The organism is Dyadobacter sp., from assembly GCF_039919315.1.
Lineage (GTDB): Bacteria > Bacteroidota > Bacteroidia > Cytophagales > Spirosomataceae > Dyadobacter.
This window is the reverse complement of record NZ_JBDSFX010000010.1, coordinates 60479-83033: the sequence shown is the minus strand read 5'-3', so window position 1 is coordinate 83033 and position 22555 is coordinate 60479. Positions and strand designations below refer to the sequence as shown.

Annotated in this window: 16 protein-coding genes; 4 read left to right on the top strand and 12 right to left on the bottom strand. The window is 45.0% G+C overall.

Features of this window, described 5'->3' with window-relative positions; all coding sequences use genetic code 11:
- Positions 1-3 precede the first annotated feature (3 nt).
- Together ABIO93_RS02975 and rbsC are read left to right on the top strand one after the other, a co-directional pair.
- Positions 4-1524, top strand: coding sequence for a sugar ABC transporter ATP-binding protein (locus tag ABIO93_RS02975; RefSeq protein ID WP_348064269.1), 1521 nt, complete (start codon positions 4-6; stop codon positions 1522-1524).
- Positions 1521-2495 (top strand): ribose ABC transporter permease, encoded by a 975-nt coding sequence (gene rbsC, locus ABIO93_RS02970; protein WP_348064267.1) that lies wholly within the window; start codon positions 1521-1523, stop codon positions 2493-2495. The genes ABIO93_RS02975 and rbsC overlap by 4 nt, the downstream gene beginning before the upstream one ends.
- Positions 2496-2497: 2 nt before the next feature.
- On the opposite strand, the gene ABIO93_RS02965 is transcribed toward rbsC, so the two are convergent.
- Positions 2498-3835: a WG repeat-containing protein gene (locus ABIO93_RS02965; protein WP_348064265.1), complete on the bottom strand. Its 1338-nt coding sequence runs from the start codon at positions 3833-3835 to the stop codon at positions 2498-2500.
- Positions 3836-4015: 180 nt separating this feature from the next.
- Between ABIO93_RS02965 and ABIO93_RS02960 the strand changes: the two genes are divergently transcribed.
- A complete protein-coding gene (locus tag ABIO93_RS02960) occupies positions 4016-5173 on the top strand; it encodes a DUF3095 domain-containing protein (RefSeq protein WP_348064263.1) in 1158 nt (385 codons plus the stop codon).
- Here the strand turns inward: ABIO93_RS02960 and ABIO93_RS02955 are convergent.
- The 3 genes from ABIO93_RS02955 to ABIO93_RS02945 all read right to left on the bottom strand — a co-directional run bounded on the left by ABIO93_RS02955 (position 5157) and on the right by ABIO93_RS02945 (position 10584).
- Positions 5157-8255, bottom strand: coding sequence for a lantibiotic dehydratase (locus ABIO93_RS02955; protein ID WP_348064261.1), 3099 nt, complete (start codon positions 8253-8255; stop codon positions 5157-5159). The two genes, ABIO93_RS02960 and ABIO93_RS02955, sit on opposite strands and share 17 nt — an antisense overlap.
- Before the next feature lie 325 nt (positions 8256-8580).
- Positions 8581-9363 (bottom strand): histidine kinase, encoded by a 783-nt coding sequence (locus tag ABIO93_RS02950; protein ID WP_348064259.1) that lies wholly within the window; start codon positions 9361-9363, stop codon positions 8581-8583.
- 456 nt (positions 9364-9819) lie between these two features.
- Positions 9820-10584: a LytTR family DNA-binding domain-containing protein gene (locus ABIO93_RS02945; RefSeq protein ID WP_348064257.1), complete on the bottom strand. Its 765-nt coding sequence runs from the start codon at positions 10582-10584 to the stop codon at positions 9820-9822.
- Positions 10585-10872: 288 nt separating this feature from the next.
- Between ABIO93_RS02945 and ABIO93_RS02940 the strand changes: the two genes are divergently transcribed.
- Positions 10873-11988 carry an alpha/beta hydrolase-fold protein gene (locus tag ABIO93_RS02940; protein ID WP_348064255.1) on the top strand — a complete coding sequence of 372 codons (1116 nt, stop codon included), beginning with the start codon at positions 10873-10875 and terminating at the stop codon, positions 11986-11988.
- A 3-nt stretch (positions 11989-11991) separates the two neighbouring features.
- Here the strand turns inward: ABIO93_RS02940 and ABIO93_RS02935 are convergent, their stop codons facing one another.
- The 8 genes from ABIO93_RS02935 to ABIO93_RS02900 form a co-directional block, all read right to left on the bottom strand.
- The gene (locus ABIO93_RS02935) at positions 11992-13758 is read right to left on the bottom strand and encodes a PQQ-dependent sugar dehydrogenase (RefSeq protein WP_348064253.1); all 1767 of its coding nucleotides are present in this window, start codon (positions 13756-13758) and stop codon (positions 11992-11994) included.
- A 15-nt stretch (positions 13759-13773) separates the two neighbouring features.
- Positions 13774-14988 carry an amidohydrolase/deacetylase family metallohydrolase gene (locus ABIO93_RS02930; protein WP_348064251.1) on the bottom strand — a complete coding sequence of 405 codons (1215 nt, stop codon included), beginning with the start codon at positions 14986-14988 and terminating at the stop codon, positions 13774-13776.
- A gap of 33 nt (positions 14989-15021) precedes the next feature.
- A complete protein-coding gene (locus ABIO93_RS02925; RefSeq protein WP_348064283.1) occupies positions 15022-16281 on the bottom strand; it encodes an amidohydrolase/deacetylase family metallohydrolase in 1260 nt (419 codons plus the stop codon).
- 239 nt (positions 16282-16520) lie between these two features.
- Positions 16521-18038 (bottom strand): hypothetical protein, encoded by a 1518-nt coding sequence (locus ABIO93_RS02920; RefSeq protein WP_348064249.1) that lies wholly within the window; start codon positions 18036-18038, stop codon positions 16521-16523.
- Between the two features lie 181 nt (positions 18039-18219).
- A complete protein-coding gene (locus ABIO93_RS02915) occupies positions 18220-19662 on the bottom strand; it encodes an FAD-dependent oxidoreductase (RefSeq protein ID WP_348064247.1) in 1443 nt (480 codons plus the stop codon).
- A gap of 120 nt (positions 19663-19782) precedes the next feature.
- Entirely contained in the window at positions 19783-20565 is a 783-nt protein-coding gene (locus tag ABIO93_RS02910; protein ID WP_348064245.1) for a hypothetical protein, read from the bottom strand.
- Between the two features lie 125 nt (positions 20566-20690).
- Positions 20691-21458, bottom strand: coding sequence for a LytTR family DNA-binding domain-containing protein (locus ABIO93_RS02905; protein ID WP_348064243.1), 768 nt, complete (start codon positions 21456-21458; stop codon positions 20691-20693).
- Entirely contained in the window at positions 21455-22543 is a 1089-nt protein-coding gene (locus ABIO93_RS02900; RefSeq protein WP_348064241.1) for a histidine kinase, read from the bottom strand. Before ABIO93_RS02900 ends, ABIO93_RS02905 begins: the two co-directional genes overlap by 4 nt.
- Positions 22544-22555 lie beyond the last annotated feature (12 nt).

Below are 22555 nucleotides of genomic sequence, written 5' to 3'. Positions count from 1 at the left end.
GCCATGTTGACAGTCAACAAGATAACCAAAAAATTTCCGGGAGTGATCGCTTTGGAAGACGTTTGTCTGTCCATTGAAGCCGGAAAAGTGACTGCTTTAATTGGAGAGAATGGTGCTGGAAAATCTACATTGATGAAGATCCTCTCTGGCGTTTACCAGGATTTTGAAGGTGAGATTATTTACAAAGGTGAAGTCGTTCGATTTGCAAATCCAAAAGACGCACAGCAAAAAGGGATCGCCATTATCCATCAGGAATTGAACCTGATCCCTTATTTGACGATTACAGAAAACATTTTTTTGGGACGCGAGCTGCTAACCCAATACGGCACTATTGATAAAACACGAATGCGGCGCAAAACGCAGGAATTGCTCGATAATCTGAAACTGAAAGTAAATTCTGAAACGCCGATCTATAAATTGAAAGTAGGTCAGCAGCAGATCGTTGAGATCGCCAAAGCACTACTGACGGACGCTGAGCTGATCATTATGGACGAGCCAACCTCTGCCATTACCGGCAGCGAGGTGGAGGTGCTTTTTGGCATTATCGAAGATTTAAAAAAGGAGGGAAAGGCCATTGTGTACGTCTCTCACAAACTGGACGAATTGTTTCGGATCGCAGACCATTATGTGGTTTTAAGAGACGGTAAATCCATTGAATCCGGCTCAATGAGCGGGATAACGCAGGAAGAGCTGATCCGTAAAATGGTGGGCAGAAGCATTGCGGTGATCCGGAAAAATACAGAAGAACGAATTTGCTCCGACCTGCTAAAAGTGAAAAATATTTCGCTCAAACATCCCGTCCGGACGACTGAAAATCTGTTAAAAGACATTTCGTTTCATGTCGGAAAAGGTGAAATTGTGGGAATTTTCGGTTTAATGGGCGCGGGGCGGACGGAGTTGCTGGAAACTATTTTCGGCTTGCATGCGGGATCTTTCTCAGGCCAGATTTCAATGGAAGGCAAATCATTGAAAATCAATTCTCCTGCGGACGCCATACGTGCGGGCCTGGCGCTAGTGCCTGAGGATAGAAAGAGGGATGGGTTGGTACTAGGCCTCAATGTAAAAAATAACATTAGTTTAACCACACTGACCGATCTCGAAAACCTGGGCGCATTGAGTGTTTCGAAGGAAAATTCATTGGCCGACAAGTACATTGATGAGCTGCAAATTAAAACCTCGACCCGCGAACAAAAAGCGAAGAACCTCAGCGGAGGCAATCAGCAGAAAATTGTACTTGCCAAATGGCTGGCTACCAAACCAAAATTATTGCTGCTCGACGAGCCCACAAGAGGTATTGATGTGCATGCCAAGAGTGAAATTTACAAACTGATCATGAAACTGGCCGACGAAGGTTTGGGTATCATCTGTGTTTCCTCGGAATTGCCTGAAATCCTGGCGGTTTCCGATCGGGTACTGGTAATGGCCGAAGGCGCATTGACAGCAGAATTCTCAATACAAGATGCGACCGAGGACTCTATTCTCAGCGCCGCAATCCCTAAATCCATTTACGAAAAACAAGCATGAATTTAGCCCTATACCGATCCAGACTGCTTCGCTTTCAATCATTAATAGCATTGTTTCTGTTGTGTTTGGGACTTAGTTTGCTGTCCGACAAGTTTCTGAGCGTTTCTAATCTCTGGAATGTCATGCGGCAGATTTCGGTCAATATCTGTATTTCAACCGGGATGACATTGATCGTACTCACTGCGGGAATCGACTTGTCTGTCGGCTCGGTACTGGCGCTTTGCGGGGCCATTACGGCCGGGTTATTGAAAAACGGCATCGAACTGCCGGCTAACAATTTATACATTGGTTTTACCATATTGGGAGCCGTAGTCGCCGGGTTGCTCACAGGATCATTGCTGGGCGCGTTTAACGGTTGGGCTATCACGAAGTTCAAAGTTCCTCCCTTTGTGGCAACATTGGCGATGCTGACCGTTGCGCGTGGATTTACAATGCTATGGACACAGGGTTTCCCGATTAGTGGGCTGGGGGATACGTTTTTGTATTTTGGAACGGGCTGGTTTCTGGGAATTCCGGTACCGGTCTGGATATCGGGTATCATTGTTCTGGCTGCGGTTTTTGTCACAGAAAAGACCCGGCTAGGACGCTACATTTATGCCATTGGCGGTAACGAAAGTGCTTCCAGGCTGTCTGGGATCAATGTTAACAAGGTCAAAATCATTGTCTATACCATTGCCGGGGCGCTGGCCGCAGTAGGCGGGATTATGGTCACATCGCGGCTGGATTCCGCTCAGCCCAACGCTGGCATCAGTTTTGAACTGGACTCGATAGCGGCAGTTGTTATCGGAGGCACGTCGCTTTCGGGTGGGCGTGGCAGTATACTGGGCACCGTACAGGGCGCTATCATTATCGGGGTACTAAACAATGGCCTCGTTTTGCTCAATGTCTCCCCATTCTGGCAGCAGGTCGTGAAAGGATTGGTTATTCTGCTGGCTGTCATTATCGACAAATCCAGCTCACAAAACGACTGAGGTTACTTCTTTTTAAGCATTGCTTTTTTTGCCCTCTTCGCCTGTATTCTTTTGAACAACAGACCATTGAGCCAAACGAACAATATTACACCTAGTAAAATAAGCACTGCATTCAGCTTGTAAGACAAACCCACGAAGCTTTCTTCCCCTTTCATAGTTAACCTGTACCGGATCCAGGAGCGTTCAACGGTGGTCGTAGTACGGTCAAAAGGCAGAGCATCATCATAAATGGCTTCCATGATAAATTTGCCGGTAGTATCAATGTAGCCGTATTTGTCATCGATCCGGATCATGGAAATGCCATGATTGTAGTAGGATGCGAAATCGTATTTCAATGGCGTCCTGATTTTTCCGGACTTATCAATGTGACCGAATTTGCCATTAATAGCCACCGCAGAGCGATTTTCACCTGTAAAACCAGTTGCTTCGTCGTAAAGAAAATTAATTTTGACCTTCCCCGTTTTGTCAATGCAGCCCCATTTCCCATTCTTTTTGACCCAAAACAAGCCGTTAGTCGGCTTCCGCGTCTCCGAATATTCGAATGGAACAATGAGGTCTCCCGTGAATGGGCTTACGTAGCCGTACTTATCCCCGTAACGCACGCGTTCGAGGCCTTGCCCAGAAAATTTGTAGGTAGGGTCAATGTCGTCGAGCGCGACAGGTACACGTAGGATCATGTTTTTGTCGATGATGCCGTACTTGCCCAGGAAATTGAAATGATAAATATTTTTTGAATTGTTGATCCTGCCCTCGTCAAACTTGCTGAAATTCCAGTTGAGTAAGAACATATCCCTCTTTCTAAACCAGATCACGTCTTCCTTCGAATCGCGGTTGCATACGTACTGGACGGTTGCTTTGGAAATGAGGAAGTCGTTTTTATAATATTTGATTGGTATTTCATAAATGACTTTGCCTGTGATGTCAATGTAAGAAAGTCCAAATTGTTTGCCTACAGGATAAATGACCCAGGTTTTGCCATTCAAAAATTTGTCTGTGCCGGTATATTTGGCGGGAATAACAACTTCACCGTTTCGGTTCATAAATCCGTGTAAACCTTGATTAGAATCAGAACCAAATGGAACGAATTCTGCAAGCCCCTCTGAAAAATCCCCAATGTCGCGATAGGCCGGTGTGAGTTTTCTACCGTTACCGTCGAGGAGGAAAGTTTCGTAAGATTTACAGGGTATCGCTACTTTTTTAACTACATAGATCCCGTCGTATTCATGGTGTTCGTTGTATTGTTGAAGCCATGGTTTCGAAGATCCGGACTGCCCCCACGTCGCATTCCAACTCGCAAACAATATGATAAAAACTAAATAGCGCACAGCCGATCGAAGCATTCAAAAATGGGTTTTGGTCAGTACCATGTTAAGTCACCAGCTACGAATATACCTAATACGGTTATTTTAGCCCAATATTTAATGGTTAGGATTGAAAAGTTAATACCCAATGCAAGACGCAGCCAGTCTCAAATGATTTATTCAGAAAATTGGTATAAATTCAATTGACATTTTCGACCCATGATCCCCGAATCAAAAAGCGACCAGTTTTATTCACGCCTGCCGGTAAACCATATCCCGCTCAGCGATCTGCTGCTGGAAGAACACCTGTTTTACAATGTGCCCGACAACTGGCACGTGATCGTGACCGACATCAAAAATTCGACCATGGCCGTGCAGAATGGCATGCACGAAACCGTAAACCTCATAGCCACGGGAAGCATTGTTACTGTACTGAACATTGCATTCAAAGCGGGTATCACCATTCCGTTTTTCTTTGGGGGCGATGGCGCGACATTCATTTTGCCTTCATCCATTATTGGTGTGGTTATGAGAGGGTTATTGTTGTATAGGAACAATACGAAGGACAATTTCAATCTGGAACTTCGGGTAGGAGAGGTACCTGTTGCCAATATTTATGGCTTGGGTCATGAATTGAAAATCAGCAAGTTAAAGGCTTCTGAAACGCTTTCGATTCCGGTTGTGACTGGCAATGGATTGAACTTTGCCGAAAAAATAATTAAAGGTGAAAATTACCTGCTGGCTCCGCCCGTGACGGCCGGAGAGGAGCTGGATCTCAGCGGAATGCAATGTCGCTGGGACAAAATACTTCCGCCCGAAAATATGCAGGAAATTGTCACACTGCTGGTAATAGCAACCGGGAAAGTAAAGCAGCAGGAGGCTTTCAGTAAAGTGATGCGGCATCTGGACGACATATATGGCACACCGGAAAAACGTCAGCCGATCTCTGTTTCGAAGCTGAAATGGAAAACAACATTTAATAAAATTGAACTGGAAATGCTTGTCAGGTTGGGTAAAGTCCAGTTACTGAGAGCAGTAGGGTCCTGGCTGACAGCATTGACCGGCTATGTTTACTTCCAGACTTCGAGAGGAAGAAACTACCTGACGCACCTCGTGGAAATGTCGGATACGCTGGTCATGGATGGTAAAATCAACACCGTTATTTCTGGTACTGAGGCGCAAAGACTCCAATTAGAGACTGTTTTGGATCAATTGGAAGCGGACGGAGAAATCCTGTACGGATTATTTGTGAGTAGCGAGTCCGTGATGTCGTGCTACGTACGTGATCTGAAAGATGGTCACATTCATTTTGTCGATGGGGCAGAGGGAGGCTATACGAAGGCTGCCGGTATGCTGAAACTCAAATTGAAAAAATAGCTTTCGGGCTGCCCGAGAGAGATTCGTTCGATTGCCTGTTTCTTGCCACCACGCTGTCATAATGCTTGAATAAGCAATGGTATAGCATCAACTCATAAACGCGCTGTTTGGAAGGAAATATACGGTTGACGGTCATATGGGCCAGGCTGGATAAGATGGTTTCCCGCTTTTTGTCTTCTTTTGGCAGTTGTTTTAGAAGAAGCCGCTGCTCACCGTCCCGGTCTGTTTCATGGGTTTGAAGCAATTGCTGAATTTCAGTCTTAGAATGCCGGTACCTGACATTAAGCTTCTTCCTGAGCGCCGGATCTCCTTTGAACTCGTCGAAAAAGCCTTCTTTTAACTTTTCAATCAGAGCGTGACGCTGAGATAACGAATAATCGGCGTCGCTCAGTAGCTTGTCTATTTTTTTAATACTGAATAAAAATCGCTCATTTTCATCGCGGTTACAGCCTGCCAGAAAATGCATTGTATCCAAAGTATCGACCTGAAAAAGCTTCTCATAAAGCGCGATATGGTTCCAATCATACCTTTCCAGCTCCCGGCAATACGTGTCAGTCTGAATGTCATGAATGGTGCCGGCCTGTAAAAGTGGAGCAACAGCATCGTGGACAGCTTCCCAAACTTGCTGATAAAATTTTGTAGCAGGATCACCCCAAAATCGTAGCCGAAAATGTGGATCCGGGTCATTGTAACGCACAAAGAAGAATTGCTGAATGATCTGATCTTCCAGCAATTTGCAGATCAACGGATACAAAACGCTGATCAACGGAGATTCGTTGGATTTTTCGCTGGTATATATTTTCAGAAACAACCACTCACTGCCGTATGCGAAGTGCTGTTCAGGAATATCGTATGCAGGCAGGGAGAAACCGGGGATCGGAGCCACGTCGGGATTCTGGAATGGGAATACAAATTCGCTGACGAACCGCTCCTGACCATTGGTAACCCAGCAATTTTCAGCAGCACCAAGGAATTCCATAATTCTGACCGTTTCATTTTTTCTGCAAATTTCCAATAGCAGATCGATCGACTCTGCAACGCTCGTGTTGATAAGCAGTTCATTGTCGCCGGATGCTACTGTGAAGTTTTCAGGCAGACCAAGCTCCCGGATCGCTGCATTGACGTCGGCATTGTCCTTATCCCTGAAATCCTGGCCTTGTAAAAGCCAACTTTCTCTGTTAATGATGAGTTTTTGGTAACTGATCCGCGGCAGATACGCTTGTTTTTGCAATATTCCCCAATCCCAGGTCATATTAAGATTAGCATCCTGATCCTGCAAGTCACATAAAAAGCGATAAACCGGCACGCCTTTTCGAAAGTTATGCATGCTGGATAGCCGTGGAATAATGCGTTTATTCAGCCTTTTGGAGCGCAGAACAATGTCACCATTTCGAACCGAAACCATTAGATCACTCAGCAGGATCTGGAAATCCCCCGGCACACTGGCATGACCGAGGTATGGGATCTGGTAGGAATACAAATGTGGCCTGGTGAGAATGTTGCCGGCTTTGCTATCCGGGTAATGGACAATTTCCGCAAAGACAACGTCCGGATGCATACGCTCTTCCTCGCTTGTGCATGCGTGCAACTTTTCTTCCAGACCGGGAATGCCGTCGGCAAAACGGCACAGCATATTCACTGCCGATGGGCCTTGGCATGCAAGGATGTTAAAAAGAAATTGGCCGCCATCCAGTTCCCGGTCAGACTCTGCAATGATATTTCCGAAAACAAAAAAACTACCCGCATCACGTAGCATGGGCATTTTTTGTTTTTGAGCACCGATCATTTCCAAATCCTGGTCCGTAAGGATTAGCTCCTTCTGACCTTTTCTTAGTGCCTGGCTATACTTTTCAATGATGAATTGCTGCCACCAGCTGTCATGGACAGAAGTTGGTTGTTTACCTGTTTGGAGACCGAGGTCATCAATCATCGGCGCGTACCCGGGAGCAGGCGCTGAACCTTGCCCGTACCCGACACCCGTATCGTCATCGAGTGCGAGCGCCAGGGGCACCTCTCGGTCATGAAATTTTTTTAAAAACCGCTCTTTGAATTTCTGAATATCTTCCGGTAACCTGCTTTGATTCAGTACCATGGCTTTGCCGATCATTTCACTGATTTCCTTTACTACGGCATCATCGAGTTGATTTTTCCCGGGAGAAAAGTAAGAATCTACTTTCAGAATGTTCGGCTTTTCAGGGGTGATTCCAATGCTCTTTAGTTCTAAATCGAGCGCAGTGTGTATGGCCGGGAGGTCCGTTTTTCTTTCTAAAACCTGCTGCATTCCTCTTAGGTTTGCGACTATGTTAGCGGTGTTTTCAAGCAGTGAGACTTGTGAGATCAGTTTGAGAAAATGATCACCATCTACTACCTGCGGGCCGATCTCAAATTCAAGTATCTGATTTTCAATTAATAGGTCAACAAATTCAAGAGACTCCTCACATGCATTTCCGTGGGCGGCGAGCGCAAGGACAAGCTCAGGAATGGTTGCGCCGGATTTTGAACGGTCAAGTATAAGTGACAGTGCTTCGGAGTCGTCCAGTGCACTGATGAAATACTGGTTTTGGGTGTTATGGTGGATGTACTCAATGTACCTGTAATTCGCATTACCGGTCGGATAAAGAGAAGTGTTAGGGAAGAGTTTAAGCTGTTTCCGGACAACCGAGCAGGTTGTTAGCCATTTACTGATGGCGGGTATCAACTCAATGTCGACGGATATTTTTTTTGCCGGGGCTTCGAAAGGCAACAGCAGAACCCCGCTGCCCGATTGAATATTTCCAATTGTGGATGAGGAGAACAGCCCAAAAGGGGTGCAGCGTGTGGTAGTGCGAATAAAGTATTTGTATAGTGTGACGAGTAGCTGCTGTTTCTCTGTGATTTTTTCACCTGCGAGCCAGCGCTGCATCCGCTCGTATAAAGAAGGAGAGGCGATTAGTATCGCCTCCCTTAACAGCAAATCACCCATATAGTAACCCATTAAAAGTTCTTCGGAAGATCTGTCTGCGCGTTGCTGATGAAACTTGTTGAGTTGGTCAATTGATCTGGCAGGCCTGCGTATCAGGTAAAAGCCAAGGTGGTTTATCATTTGACTTAATGACTGGCTAACAGATGATTAAATGGTTAATAGTCTGCAAACAGGTGTACTTTGCTGGGTGGTTTCCATGTCTGTACCCACTATGCCTGTGAACTTGTTTGGTGTAATATTTACAACTCGTTCTTTTTTTAACACCAGTCTGCCTACTGGCTTCGATTGCTTAGTCATTTTAGGGTTCGTAACTTAATGAGATAGAGGTGTGCACAGGGGAGAAATTCAAACTCCGCTGTGAATGTATCAAATAGGGGAAGTCGTTGGTAATTTTTTAGACCAATGAGGCAATAATTTCGACTAATGAGGCTATTTGGAAGACTAACTATAATTTTACATCTTCATGAAGATGACTGATGCTGGTCAAGTCGATTTCCAGTTCAATACCGAATTGCTCATCTGTTTGAGTAACAGTTAATTTATGCTTTTGCGGATATAGCAACTCAAGTCTTTTTGCAGTATTCAAAAGGCCGAAACCTCCCGCCTTTTCATTTGTTTTCTTCAATGATGATAAGCCACTTTTTGGGGGGACACTGTTTTTCACCTGGAAACGGAGATTATAGCCTTCCAAATCAATTGAAATATATACGAATGATGGGGCGATGCTTCGACTGGTTCCGTGCTTAAATGCATTTTCGACGAATGAAATCAAGAGGAGTGGTGCAATGAAGTAATGGTCGGGGTTACCAATCAGATGGTACTCAATGGTAACTTTTTCGGAAAATCTGGCTTTTTCCAGTTCAATGTAGCTTTCAATATAATCCACCTCCTTCGTCATGACGACCTTTTCCCGATTGGATTCATACAAGCTGTACCGCATCAAATTGGAAAGCCTCATAACCAAATCCGCAGCATGATCGTCAACATCAGCAGTTCTCGCATAAATTGCGTTGAGGGTATTGAAAAGAAAATGGGGATTGATTTGGGATTTTAGAAAGCTGAGTTCCAGGTTTAAATTATCCCTTTGCAGCTTCAAACTTTCTCCCTGAAGATCAAGATTGTTTTTCTCTAGTTGAAGCCGGTCTCTCTCCAATCTTAAATTCTGAGTTCGCACTGAAATGACATTCCGCATTACTTTCACTGAAAGAATGGGAATTAAATAAAACAAACTCCATGCATAATTGATATAGGCAATTGTAAAGTTTGTAAAACAGGCTGACCATGGATTTGGTGCAAGGTACTCATCCCACAATCTCTTCACATACAATTTATTACCGTTTAGCGTGCCATTGCTAACTTGGGATAAATATGCGAATTCGTAATAGTTGCTAATGTGTAATATCTGATATAGTATCAGCAGGCACGGGATCAGGATGGCTAGCCTCCTTTGAAATAGAAACTTTGGAAAAACTACATATCCCAAAAAATAAAAGATGAATAGCGATTGTAAAAGTATGGCGACCGAGGCATGTTGTACAACAGTTAGGTTGTCCTTGGTCAAAGAAGGCATAGAATAATAACGAAGTATTAACCATACCACTAACCATGTCACCAAGTGCAGCAGTATCCTCACTGAATGGCCTGGCAGCCTGAAAAAAGGGAAAACCTGATTAGCCATATTACATTAGACCCTGTTTTTATGTAGAGATGCCAGCACATTGCTTCTGTAAGTGACACCGATTGGGACTTTCTTGCCGTTTCGTGTGGTGATTTCGTTGCCCTCGATTTCCAGAATAGCGTCTTTATTCACGATATAAGACCTATTGACCCTTAGAAATAACGTCTTCGAAAGAACTTCTTCCAATTTTGACATGGTCATATTTATCACCGAAATACGGTCGGACCAGTGAAGTTTGAGATAGTCCTTCATCCCTTCTATAAAATGGATTTCATGGGGGTCTACCTTGATTAGTTTTTTATTCTCTTTCAACAAGAGAAAGTTATGCTGGTCGGACTTTACTTCTGAGGCTGATTTTATTTTTTCCAAAACGGCCTCATTGGCTGCCCCCGCTGTATCTGTCGAAACGACTGCTACCTTATTGACGGCGCGCAAAAAGCGCTCGAAGGAAACCGGTTTCATCAGATAGTCGGTGACCTCCTGTTCGTAACCTTCCAAGGCATAAGAAGGATCGGCGGTGATCATAATAATGGCCGGACGATTGCTGGGAAGCAGTTTGAGCAACTCAAAACCTGTTATGCCGGGCATTTCAATGTCGAGTAATACGAGATCCGGTTGCAGTTGACGAATCTGGAAGAGGGCATCAATAGCGGTATCGCTTACACCAATCAATTCTAGGAAAGGAATCCTGGCAACATATTTTTCTATTAGTTCACGTGCAACCAACTCATCGTCCACCACTATGCATCGTAACCTTTGGGGAGAAATCATATCTTATTGAAATTCGCGAGCATCACTTCGTTCGTGTGCAATAGTATAGGTATCCGTCGAAATAAATGTACTATTCGGCTGCTTTTTTTCTGATAAGTTATACTTTCTTATTTTTAGGGTGCAAACTGGCTGCTAACATAGCAATGCTTGATTCTGCTTGTCCGGCAAACACTCCCCCAATCATTCAGTCATTTGGTCAATTAAAACTTTCCGGTTGTCATTCAATTTTGGTTTTGGTATCGCGCAACGCTTGATTTAAAGCAGCAATCCATTCTACCCCATACCGACATGACAAAAACTCCATTCACTCTAATCCTTTTACTGCTCTTCTGCATAAATGAAATCCTGGCGCAGGCGGTGGTGACTGCCGATAACAAGAGACAGCAAGTGATGCAGGCCAACAATGCAGCACCCGGGCCCAGGCACGGCAAGGTTATTACTGAAAAGCTGGCTTCTGCCATACTCAGGGAAAATCGCGTCGGTCTTGATACGGAGCGTAGTATCAAAATTTACCTGCCGCCCGGGTACCAAAGTTCAGGCAAAGCCTATCCGGTAGTGTACTACTGTCATAATATTTTCTGGAATGCCGAAAAGATGTTTCAGGATGGTAATCTGGTCAGGCTTTTGGAAAAAGGATTTGACCAGGGTGTCTTGAATGAGCTCATTTTCGTAGTCGCGGATTACAGTACCGCGTTGACAGGCAGTATCTACGAAAACTCGCCTGTCAGTGGAAAGTGGCTGGATTTTACAACCCAGGAATTGGTACCATTCATAGACAGGCGCTTTCGGACTTTGCCGCATCGCGACAGTCGGGCATTGGCGGGAGATTTTATCGGTGGACGTGGTGCATTGAAACTGGCCATGACACACGCCGATATTTTTAGCTCCGTGTATGCCTTGCATCCTGTGGCAGTTGGCATGGGGCACATGCCATGGTCGGGTATAGGTATCGACTGGAAAAAAATTCATCATGCCAAAACATTCGACGATTTGGCTGGCAATGTCCGTGAACAGATTTTTCTCAGGGTATGTCAGGCATTTCTGCCCAATCTGAACCGTCCGCCATTTTATTGCGACTTTTTTGCTGATCTGGAAAATGGCGAATTGAAATCTAATATTCAAAACATCATTACTGCCAAAGCCGGTTTTCATCTGGAAGAAACCTTGAATGAATCAGCTGCAAACCTGAAAAGTTTGCGAGGTATTGCTTTTGATTGGGGCCGCTTTGACGCAAATCAGGATCATGTGTATGCCAATCAGACATTTAGTAAAAAGCTGGAAGACCTGGGAGTTGAGCATGAAGCCGAAGAATACCGAGGCGATCCGTTTAACAAAAACTGGACAGAAAACGGAAGATTCTATGCACGAATGCTACCATTTTTGGGCAGGAATCTAGTGTTCTAAAAGCTACCTTTTCAACACCCGCCTGACATCACTCGCAGAAACTGCATCTTCATCATTACCGAAATTTTGGCGTATGAATGTCAGTACCTGTGCCATTTCCTCGTCTCTCAGGAAATTATGTTTGGGCATTAAATCATTGTAAGGCTTGCCCGCCACCTGAATTTCCCCTTCTAAGCCATTTGCGACAACCTCGATGAGCCGTTTTTTGCTCCCCGTTACCCATTCCGAGCCGCCTAGCGGAGGGAAACGGCTGCCGTCGCCCATACCATTGCGCTGGTGGCAGGGCGTACAATAAGTGTTGTACACGCGCTGGCCCGCTACTTTGGTTTTAGTATCCAGATTATCAGCTATTTCGTCGGGGGTGCGGATATGGGCGAGCTGCTTGTGTGTTTCCATCGCAGCAAGCTGTTTTGTTCCAAAATCATTTCTGTTTCCTTTGAACATCACCCGCCAGATCTTCCCTTTTTTGGAGTCGGTCATGTATAGGGAACCGTCTGGTCCTTCGGCCAATCCCATCGGCCTGAATTTGGCGTCATTGGTATTAATGATCGGATCAATGACTGCAAAACCGTCTGCAAATACTTCCCAATCACGATCGGGTTTGCCGTTTTTAAATGGGACAAAAGCTACAAAATAACCCGCTTGCGGATAAGGTGAGCGATTAGTAGAACCGTGAAAAGCAATGAATGCGCCATGTTTGTATCGTTCGGGAAATTGGTTTCCCTTATAAAAAAGAAGGTCATTGGGCGCCCAGTGGCCTGGAAACCCCATTAATGGATTTTGATACTTGGTGCCTTCGCCTTCCTTTTTGCCATCGCCCCCATACTCTGGATTAAGCATTTTTTTACCTTTCATTTGGTCAAAATAGTAGTAAGGCCAGCCGACATTTGTTCCCTGAGTCACTTTTACGAACTCTTCCGCCGGCAGCACCGCGCTTTGCCAGGAGGAAAATAATTCAGGAAAAAGGCGGTGCAGATTGTCGCGTCCGTGTACCACTGCATACAAACTTTCATCGTCGGGATTCCATCGCATTCCGACAATACTCCTGAGGCCGGTTGCGAACAATGTCCCATCTTTCTGCGTCTGACCAACTTTATCCGCACTGAATTTCCAGATACCACCATGCTTTTCAAGGTCGGGGCAGGGATTCAGGCCGATGCTGCCCGGCTTCCCGCCCGGCGAATTGACCATATCCTGACACGCGTCCGAAGGCGCGCCGAACGGTACATACATATTCCCCTTATTATCGAAAGCCATAGGTTTGGTGATGTGCCAATGCGTTTCATGCTCGTGGTCATCTTTAAGAATGACTTCGATATTTTCATCGGGTAGCAACTGACCGGGGATCAGTTTGCTGCGGTAAACCACCAGCGACGAACTGAAATATAAGTATCCATTACGGATCGTGATACCGTTTGCCAGACTGCTGTGGTCTTGGTACTTCCCGAAATTTGTCATGATATCAGCCTTACCGTCACCATCGGTATCGCGCAAAGCCACGGTTCCGCCTTCCTGGCCCTTTCCGAAGTAGCGGAGTTTTACATAAATGTCGCCATTGTCGTTGATCACAATGTGCCTGGCCAATCCGGTACTGTCGGCCACTACTACCGACTCAAATCCATCGGGAAAGGTCAGTCCGCCATTGTCGGGATCGCCGGGAGGCAGCGGCTTATCTTCCGCATTGCGCGCGCCGGAAATGAGCATTGTAATGAGTACGCAGCATATTAATGCTTTGGAAAAGTGTTTTAGGAAAAAGACTTTTGAGTTCATGATGTGATAGCTGCTTTATTTTTTAGCGCTCAGGCCGTTGAGGTCCCATACTACTTTTCCTTGCTTCAATGTCATTTCAACTTCCAGTTTCTGATCACCGGTAATGCTTTTCTGTGCCGAATCGATAAACCCGAATGTCCCTTCGCGCAGCCTGACAATGACTAAGTCGGCAACGCTTCCTTCTTTTAGATTTCCCAATTCTTCATGGTGAATGGCTTTGGCAGGGTTCCAGGTGGCGATAGCGATCACTTGTTCCAGCGAAAGGCCCAGTGCCATAAATTTTGACATCACATTAGCCATATCTTTCATGCCGGAATTCATGCTGAAACGGTGCAAATCCGTACCAAATGAATTAGGATAAAAACCCTGTTTGACAGCCGGCCTAGCCTGATCGAACCAGAAACCCGCTCCGCCGTGACCGAGGTCGAAGAGAATGCCGCGTTTCTTTGCTTCCAGGACAAATGGTCTAATCTTACCGTCATCATCGACTATGGGCATCCGCTCCGAAATGTTTTCGAATGTATGCGTGATCATATCGCCGGGACGCATTTTGGCAAGCTGGTCCTGCAATGAGTATTGAGGTAAATGACATTCAACAAATAATGGTCTTTCTGCTTTTCCCGCTGCTGCCAATGCGGTTTCAAAGGGTGACCAATTTTTACCATTATAGTGCCCGATCTTCACGCCTGCAATGATCTCGGGGTACTTTTTCATCATGGCCGCTGTGGAATCGGCATTCATATCCGCCAGGTTTTGCTCATGTTCTGCGCCAGTCATTCCTTCGCCAGAGATGTTCAGAAAGGCCAGAATCCGTGTTTTGGATTGATCAATGACCTGCTTTTTAAACAAGGGAAAACTCCGCCAGCCCGAAGTGCCCGCATCGACGACGGTCGTAACACCTGAACGAAAAGTAAAATCGTCCGGCGACACGCTGTTGACACCATTGGCAAACAGGCCAGGATTGCTACCAACGAAAACGTGGGTGTGCGGATCGATAAAGCCAGGCGTGACATACATTCCTTTTGCGATGATCACCTTTTCCGCGGAATCGGTAATGGATACTGCCACCCGGGCAATGTTTCCTTTGCTGATCGCCACATCCATCACCGTATGGATACCACTGGCCGGATCGATTACATGGCCACCTTTGATCAGCAGGTCATATTTTTGAGCAACAACAGATTGCACGCCGGTTAGCAGCAAAGTAATGCCCCAAAGTCTTGCATTCATAATTCAATGAGAGATCACAATGGTTGACACTGATTATTTGGCAGACATTTCCGTTTCCCAACCCGGCACGCTGATACCGTTCAGGTCCCATACGATCTTGCCCGCGCGGATCGTCAGCTCGGCTTCCAGTTTTTTGTCGCCTTTTAGCTTGGTCCTTCTGGCATCAATAAATCCAAAATCACCTTTTCTGAGATTAAAAACGGCCACATCAGCCTCAGAACCTACCGACAAACTGCCCAGATCGGGACGTTTGATCACCTGAGCGGGATTCCAGGTAGTGCGCAGGATGACGTCGGGCAGAGACATGCCAATGTTCAGGAATTTGGAAATAACATTATCGAGCCCTTTCATACCGCCATTCATGCTGTCGGTGTGCAGGTCGGTGCTGATCACATTGGGTTTAAAACCCTGCGCTAGTGAAGGAATGGCCTGTCGCCACGAAAAAGCACCTCCGCCATGGCCTACGTCAAAGACAATCCCTTTTTTCTGAACCTCGAAAATGAATGGTTTCACCTTGCCGTTTTCGTCCACTACTACCTCGCGATCGTTGGGCCCGTATGCATAGGTATGCGTGAAAATGTCGCCCGGGCGAAGGTATTCTTTGAAAAGCTTTTCAATGGAAAGCGGCGGTCGGTGCTCTCCAAAATCAACCATAACAGGCACATCAGCCAGCTTACCAGCCTCCACCGCCTTTTGAACCTGTGCATAATCGCCCCAGTAATGCGCGGATTTGATGCCTACAATGATCGTGGGAAAGAGCTTTTTGATCATGTTCGCTACCATCACCGGATTCATATCGGCCAGGTCCTGCTCCTCGTACCGGCTCGCCATTCCGGTTCCGACAATGTTCAAAAAAGCCAGTACGCGCGTTTGCGCTTTGTCAATGGTTTGTGATTTGAATGTCCGGAAATTCCGCCAGCCCGATGAGCCTGCATCCACGACCGTGGTGATACCGGCGCGGAATGTGAAACCATCCGGTGGAAGGCTGGTAGAAGCGTTTGCAATGTAGGCATCCGGCGTAGTACCGTTAAAAACATGCGCGTGCATATCAATAAGGCCGGGCGTGACGTAAAAACCTTTCACATCGACTGTCTTTTTCGCCGAAGCAGTTGGTATATCCGCCGCTACCCGCACGATTTTTCCCGCAGTGATAGCGACGTCCATATAGGTATCGATATTATTTTTCGGGTCAATGACGTGCCCGCCTTTCAGCAAAAGGTCAATTTCCTGGGATCGTGCAGGAGCGGCGCAGCAAAGAAAGGAAAGGATGCACAATATGGCATACCGGCGCATGCCATTTCCTGGTGGTAAGAAGCGTGACATTTTTCAGGAGTTTAGGATTGGGCTGAACTTTCATCCAGCGCAATATTTGAAGTGTGATTTTAACGAAAAAATATCAATATCACAAGACAAATGTGCACGTGCACGCTAAACTGCGGTAAGGCGAGCAGCTTCCTGGGGCAGAGGCGATAATCTTTTATATTGCCAGCAGTGTTTTAAGTTGTATTTTGATCGACGGACTTTTTGCAAACCTAATTCGAAAGCATTTTCAGCCGGTCTTTCAGAACGAATATCCTCTCATCGTCGACGGTGATGACCTGCTGGTAATTTTGAGAGATAAATTGTTGTAATCCAGCTATTTGCTCATGTTTGTATTGGGTGGGATCATTGAACCAGAACGACTGACAGGACATCAGATCGATGAAAATGACCGGTCTGCTTGCTTTCAGATCACTCAAATATTTTTCCTGGTAGGTTTTCTGTTTGGGGCTGGGTGTAAGAAGCCGGTAGGGTATAGCGTCGGCCGTTGCCTGCGTCAGCTTCGTTTCAAGATGATAGGACGGGTGCCAGCCCCATAAAGCGATGTTATCTCCTTGGTGCGCATATTTCAAAATTTCCCTCGAAACTGGTGATATGAAAAGTGGCGCTCCGAGTCTTTCTTTGTAAACCTGAATGCCCGGTAATGAAGCATGGCCTGTCACTGTCGCCAGCTTATTAATCAGGTGAGGAGATAGGCAGATTAGCATCCAGACAAACGAAAATAGCTGAACTTTTCGAGCATCCCATTGCGCTGTTTTTAGAGTTGCTTCCATTAACACTCCCGAAAATATTCCAAACGGAATAATCAAAAATTGCTGATAATGCGGGAATAAATATCCGGACTTAATAACGCCGTAAAAAGAAGTAAAAATGTGAATCAGGCCAAACCAAAAAAGCAGATTGAAGGATTTAAATAATGAACCTGAACGGATCAAAACCCACAGTGCAAAAATGATTAAAAATAGATAAGCAATGAATAAGAATAGAAATTGTCCGGAATGTGCCAAAAACCCGGGATATTGAAGCGCTTTTTGCCAGGTAGTTCCTCCGCTGGAATATTCAAAATTACCAATCAGATAGAATTTCCAGAAATATTCGAACGCTCCAAACTGAATCGTAAGACACAATACGATCAAAGGAAACAGCAACCCACCCACGCAAAGACTGGCCAGCGACTTTATCTTTTGCGTACTGCGCTGGAAAACAATTATGGCTGTAAAAACTACAATCACCAGCGCAGTGGGTACTCCCTGTAATTTTGCAAATGGTACCATTCCTGAAACAAACCCGAGCACAAATAGCAGCGTAATATTGGGTTGTAACTGGCGATATAATATAGAGAAAAACCAAAAACAGAGCGCCAGTAAAAAAAGGACCAGGTATTCATTATAGAGCGTCGAAAAAGAACCCTGGCTCAAAAGATAAAAGAATGCAATGGGCAGAAAAGCAACCAGGGAAATCAGCGGCGAAAAAAGATTTTTAAATGTCAGGAAAGTGGCCGAAAGGGTAATGCAAAGGATAATGCAACCCAATAAACGAGCGGAGGTGTAGTCGAAAGGCATACCCAACCAAGACGGCAATATCAATGCATAACTGGACAATGGTCCTTGTGTCAATCCGTCCACATATTTCCAGTAAATCCAAAACTTTTTCAGGCTCATTCCCTGCACCAGCATTTGACTTTCATCAATATCCAATTCATGATTGTATGCAATGAATGGATAGCGCATGTAAAACAGCAGCGCAAAAAAAAGGATTGCCCATAACCAACTGTTAGATTGATATGGTTTTGCCGTGTTTATTTTTACTTTAAAATATAATAGTGCAAAAATCAGGACCAGAAAAAACCCTAAAAGAGTGTAATTGGTAAGCCATTGATCAAAGTTCAGCATGGAGGTTTTTATCGATAGATCAGTACTGGTGCGACCCTTTTTTGGTATTATGTTTTAAACCTGCTTCCGTAATAGTAGTGCTCTCCTGATAGTTTTCGTAGTCAGTATTAATTCCCCAGAGGTCAATATTCTGCTCTCCGTCAATTTTTCGGGCCGCCAGCATTCCCATCAGAATACTATGGTCCTGATTATTGTATTTGAAGGCGCCGTACCTGCCGACGGGATATAGATTTTCAATACCGGAAAGGTATTCCTGAACTGGTAAAAGTGCTTCCATGTAACCTTTTGAATAGATCGGGTAGCAACGGGGGATTCTGTAAATGAACCCTTCATCAATGGCCTTTATGCCTGCCAGACCAGTCTTTTTTAAGTCTGATTTTGCAATTTCTATCAGTTTTTCATCTGGATATTGCCAGATCTCATCATCCGAATTACACCAAAGTTCCAGCGCCAGAATGGTCTTTTTGGAATCCCCGTAAAGTTCCGGAAGCCAGTTGCGAAAATTGGTGATCCTTCCCACATGCAGATCGGCTGAGTGAATATACAACCATTGATCTGTAAAAAGGCCCTCTCCGTCCACCAAAAGATAAACCACAATGGTATTACGGAATTTGAGCTTTGCAACGGACTCTTTGACCGACGAAGATACATTGTCGATGGTGTTGGCCAAACTCGTAAGAGGCATGGTACTGATTACCGCGTCATAATTTTTTATCGTACCGTCTTCCAATTCAATTCCCTGCGCGATACTATCTTTGACTACTACTCTTTTGACCTTCGTATTTAGAAATATCTGACCGTTATTTTTTTCAATATGATCAGCCATTCTTTCATAGATCATTCCGGTTCCTTTGGATGGATAGGCAAACTGATCTACCAGTGTTTTATGTTGTGCACTGTCACCCGAAAAACCATTTTTGATTGCTTCGTAAAGCGATAATTTTTTAATTCTCTGAGTGGCAAAATCCGCGTCGAGTTCGGTGCATTTAATGCCCCATAGTTTTTCGGAATAATTTTTGAAAAATATAAAGAAAAGCCTCTTGCCAAAACGGCGAGTGACCCAGCTTTCAAAATCACCATTGAATGGGACCGGCGCAATTTTTTGCTGACCATAACTAATGATACAACGCAATGTTTCGTAAGGCCCTAAATTTTTGAAAGCATTGAAAGGTTTGAGAGGGTATTGGAAAAATCGGTTTTTGTAAAATATCCGGGTCTGCCTGTTGATCATTTGGTAGTCTTCACCCGCAACTTCGAGCCATAATTCGTTGATCTGTCTGTTGCTGCTAAAAAATCGGTGCGGGCCAATATCTACCAGACAATCCCAAAGCATAATGGTGCGGCTCATTCCTCCGACACTGTCCTGAGATTCAAAAATGTCTACCTGATAATTTCTTTTTGTGAGTTCATATGCAGCGGTCAGGCCGGCAGGACCGGCACCAATAATGGCAATTTTCTTCATGAGTAGTTTTAACGGAGATATTTTCCTGGATGAGTTTTATACGAAAAAACCAAAAAGAAAAATGCTAACCTAATAAAACTGATAAAGCGGTTACGGATTTGCTTTTAACGGTAAAGCCTGTTAATGTCGCTGCAAATAGGGCGACAGTTCTATTACATCGACCTTTAACATCCGGCTTTTAAAAAGGTCGGATTTATATTTGAAAATAAAATTGCGCAGCGACATTCCTGTTTGATTCAGGATACAAATATTGGCAACATCTTCGGATACATTGAATCTCAAAAGAAATTCAGGTACCCGAATGCTTTTGTTTTGGTGCAATTCATTTCTGAGGAATTCGATCATCTGATCAGTCAGGACGTCACGGGAGGTTTTTTCTCCTGCCTTTTTACTTTCAAAATTATTTCTGGCCAGGATCGTCACGATCATTTCAATGCTTCCGCGGATCAGCTTGATGTGGGATGCCGGACGCTGGGCAACTTCAAATGTGACCTGACTAATCAGCGAATGGACTGTCTGGTTATCCCGCTCGTTGGGGATCGGTTGGCCCTGGCTCATGCGGATGCCATTGCAAAGATTTTCAGCAAGTTTATAAGTATCGGCAAAGTCAGGACTGAATGCTTTTTTCTTTTGAAAATCATCCCCCAGGTAAGTATCAAAAGCGATCACAAAAATTTCAGTGTCTTTATCCTCTTGAAATACAGGTTGTTGGCCTGGTTTTAGAAAAAGAATGCCATGGTGCGAGTAGGAAGACATGCTACCATTCAGAATAAACTGCCCGTGGCCGGACATGATAAAAATGATCCGATAATGGTCCAATTGCACTGGACTGGTCTCCCAAACGCGGGTCCTGCTTCGGAACAGGTGAAATCTTTTACGGACGCTTAACTTAATGGATGACATGACAGTACATGGCTTTCTGTAAACCCAATTTTGTCAAATGCAGATTCTGTTGAAAATTGAAATCTCGGAAAGTCAGTTAATGAATCGCGAAAGGCCATTTCACGTTGCTGAGTACCTAGTGGTTACTAGCGTCCGAGCCAGTTTTTGAACTCGCTAATGCGGTCGGCACTCACATAAGCTTCCTGTGACTGGGTAGGATTCAGTTCAATTTTGAGCTTCCCGGCAGAAATGGAGTGAATCTCTCGTATCGAACTGACTGAGATCAACAGCGTGCGGTTGATGCGGAAAAATTCCTGGGGATCGAGCAGTTGGCATAGTTTTTCGAGGCTGTACTCGACTGCGAAATGCCTTCCGTCGAACAGTCGTAAAAAAGTGGCCCTTTCTTCAATGGTGAAATATGCGATATCTGTTGTTTTAAATGTAAAAATCCGCGATCCGGCTGTGCACAGGAAGCGGTCTTTGTATTTTTCACTCAGCATCGTCGCCGGTAAAGTATCGGTAGTGACCATGCCGTCCCGATTAGTGGAGATCGCGGTTAGTTTTTTGAATTTCAGCAAAGACGCCTGCAATTCCAGCGGATTGATGGGTTTCAAGAGGTAATCGATGCTGTGTGTCTTGAAAGCTTTTTGCATATAGGCATCAAATGCCGTGGTAAAAATGATCGGTATCATCAGGTTCAGTCTCTCAATGATCTTGAAACCATTGTCGTCTTCAAGATGGATATCCAGGAAAATAAGGTCAGGCTGAATGTTGGACTGGTTTTCCAGATAGGCGATCGTTTCAAAAACCGAGGGAATAATGCCCAATATCATCATGGAAGGATCAATGCCTAAAATGAGGTTTCGCAGTCGCTCCGCGCTTAGTTCCTCGTCTTCTACAATCAGCACATTCATGATATCAGTGGAATTTTTACGACAAAATGAGTGCTCGTTTTCTCGATCACTACCTGTTTGTTCTGCAACAGTTTATACCTGTTTTCAATGTTTTTCAGGCCGAGCCTGGTGGTAGGCTCGCCAGGCTGCCTGAGCTGCAATGGATTGCTTACAATTAACAGGCCATCTTCAATGGCAATACGGATCGTTAGTGGATTATTTACCGACATCGTGTTGTGCTTGACCGCATTTTCGATCAGCAGTTGCAATGTCAATGGTATCACCGAATAGCGTTCCAGGTCGTCAGGGGATAGTTTTACATCCATGATCACCTTTTCTTTAAACCGCGTGCGCAGCAGGTAGGTGTAAGTTTCCAGAAATTTGATCTCTTCGTTCAAACTGATCTGGTGCAACTCCGCCTGTTCCAGAATGTAGCGGTAAGCGAGCGATAATTGTTGTATAAATTCACTGGATTTTTCGGGTCGCGACTCTACCAGCGAAGAAAGTACGCTCAGGTTGTTGAACAGAAAATGAGGACTGATCTGATTTTTTAATGCCAGAAACCGCGCGCTCATGTTTTCCTTTTCGAGCTTTTCTGAATCAACAAGGAGCTTTTTTAGCTTTTCCTGCACCTGGTTATTGACGCACAGGTAGTAAGCTGCTATCAATGCCATGATCGTGAGCGCCTGGTTTGCCCGTAACCGGAGCGCTCTGCTCATAAGCCAGTTAGGTTCACGTATAAATGGTCTAGGCATACGGGTCCATAAATGGTCCATTAAACCCCAAGTGTAGATCAACAGAAAGTTGAAAAAAACAGCCAGCAGAATGGCTGGGACCAAGGCAATCAATTGGTTGGAGAGTCTGAAGCCAGACGGATCACCAGTACCAGTCAATACGGCAATCTTTTGAAGAAACCAATCGATCAGATAGATCCAGGTGGTGTAAAAAATAGTACTGATCACGATTTCCATCCCGAAAAGCGGCAGTTTTCGGAGAATGGTGCCCCAAACATCTTCCGGAACGTTTATATATGTACGTAAGGGTATGTAAATGAGCGCCAGAGCGAAACCGAGCAACCATTTCTGACCAAGATGATAAGGCCGCATGTTTAGGGATTA

Coding starts and splice junctions, on each gene's coding strand:
- ABIO93_RS02975 (WP_348064269.1), top strand. CDS start 4: ATGTTGACAGTCAACAAGATAACCAAAAAATTTCCGGGAGTGATCGCT.
- rbsC (WP_348064267.1), top strand. CDS start 1,521: ATGAATTTAGCCCTATACCGATCCAGACTGCTTCGCTTTCAATCATTA.
- ABIO93_RS02965 (WP_348064265.1), bottom strand. CDS start 3,835: ATGCTTCGATCGGCTGTGCGCTATTTAGTTTTTATCATATTGTTTGCG.
- ABIO93_RS02960 (WP_348064263.1), top strand. CDS start 4,016: ATGATCCCCGAATCAAAAAGCGACCAGTTTTATTCACGCCTGCCGGTA.
- ABIO93_RS02955 (WP_348064261.1), bottom strand. CDS start 8,255: ATGATAAACCACCTTGGCTTTTACCTGATACGCAGGCCTGCCAGATCA.
- ABIO93_RS02945 (WP_348064257.1), bottom strand. CDS start 10,584: ATGATTTCTCCCCAAAGGTTACGATGCATAGTGGTGGACGATGAGTTG.
- ABIO93_RS02940 (WP_348064255.1), top strand. CDS start 10,873: ATGACAAAAACTCCATTCACTCTAATCCTTTTACTGCTCTTCTGCATA.
- ABIO93_RS02935 (WP_348064253.1), bottom strand. CDS start 13,758: ATGAACTCAAAAGTCTTTTTCCTAAAACACTTTTCCAAAGCATTAATA.
- ABIO93_RS02930 (WP_348064251.1), bottom strand. CDS start 14,988: ATGAATGCAAGACTTTGGGGCATTACTTTGCTGCTAACCGGCGTGCAA.
- ABIO93_RS02925 (WP_348064283.1), bottom strand. CDS start 16,281: ATGCGCCGGTATGCCATATTGTGCATCCTTTCCTTTCTTTGCTGCGCC.
- ABIO93_RS02920 (WP_348064249.1), bottom strand. CDS start 18,038: ATGCGCTATCCATTCATTGCATACAATCATGAATTGGATATTGATGAA.
- ABIO93_RS02915 (WP_348064247.1), bottom strand. CDS start 19,662: ATGAAGAAAATTGCCATTATTGGTGCCGGTCCTGCCGGCCTGACCGCT.
- ABIO93_RS02910 (WP_348064245.1), bottom strand. CDS start 20,565: ATGTCATCCATTAAGTTAAGCGTCCGTAAAAGATTTCACCTGTTCCGA.
- ABIO93_RS02905 (WP_348064243.1), bottom strand. CDS start 21,458: ATGAATGTGCTGATTGTAGAAGACGAGGAACTAAGCGCGGAGCGACTG.
- ABIO93_RS02900 (WP_348064241.1), bottom strand. CDS start 22,543: ATGCGGCCTTATCATCTTGGTCAGAAATGGTTGCTCGGTTTCGCTCTG.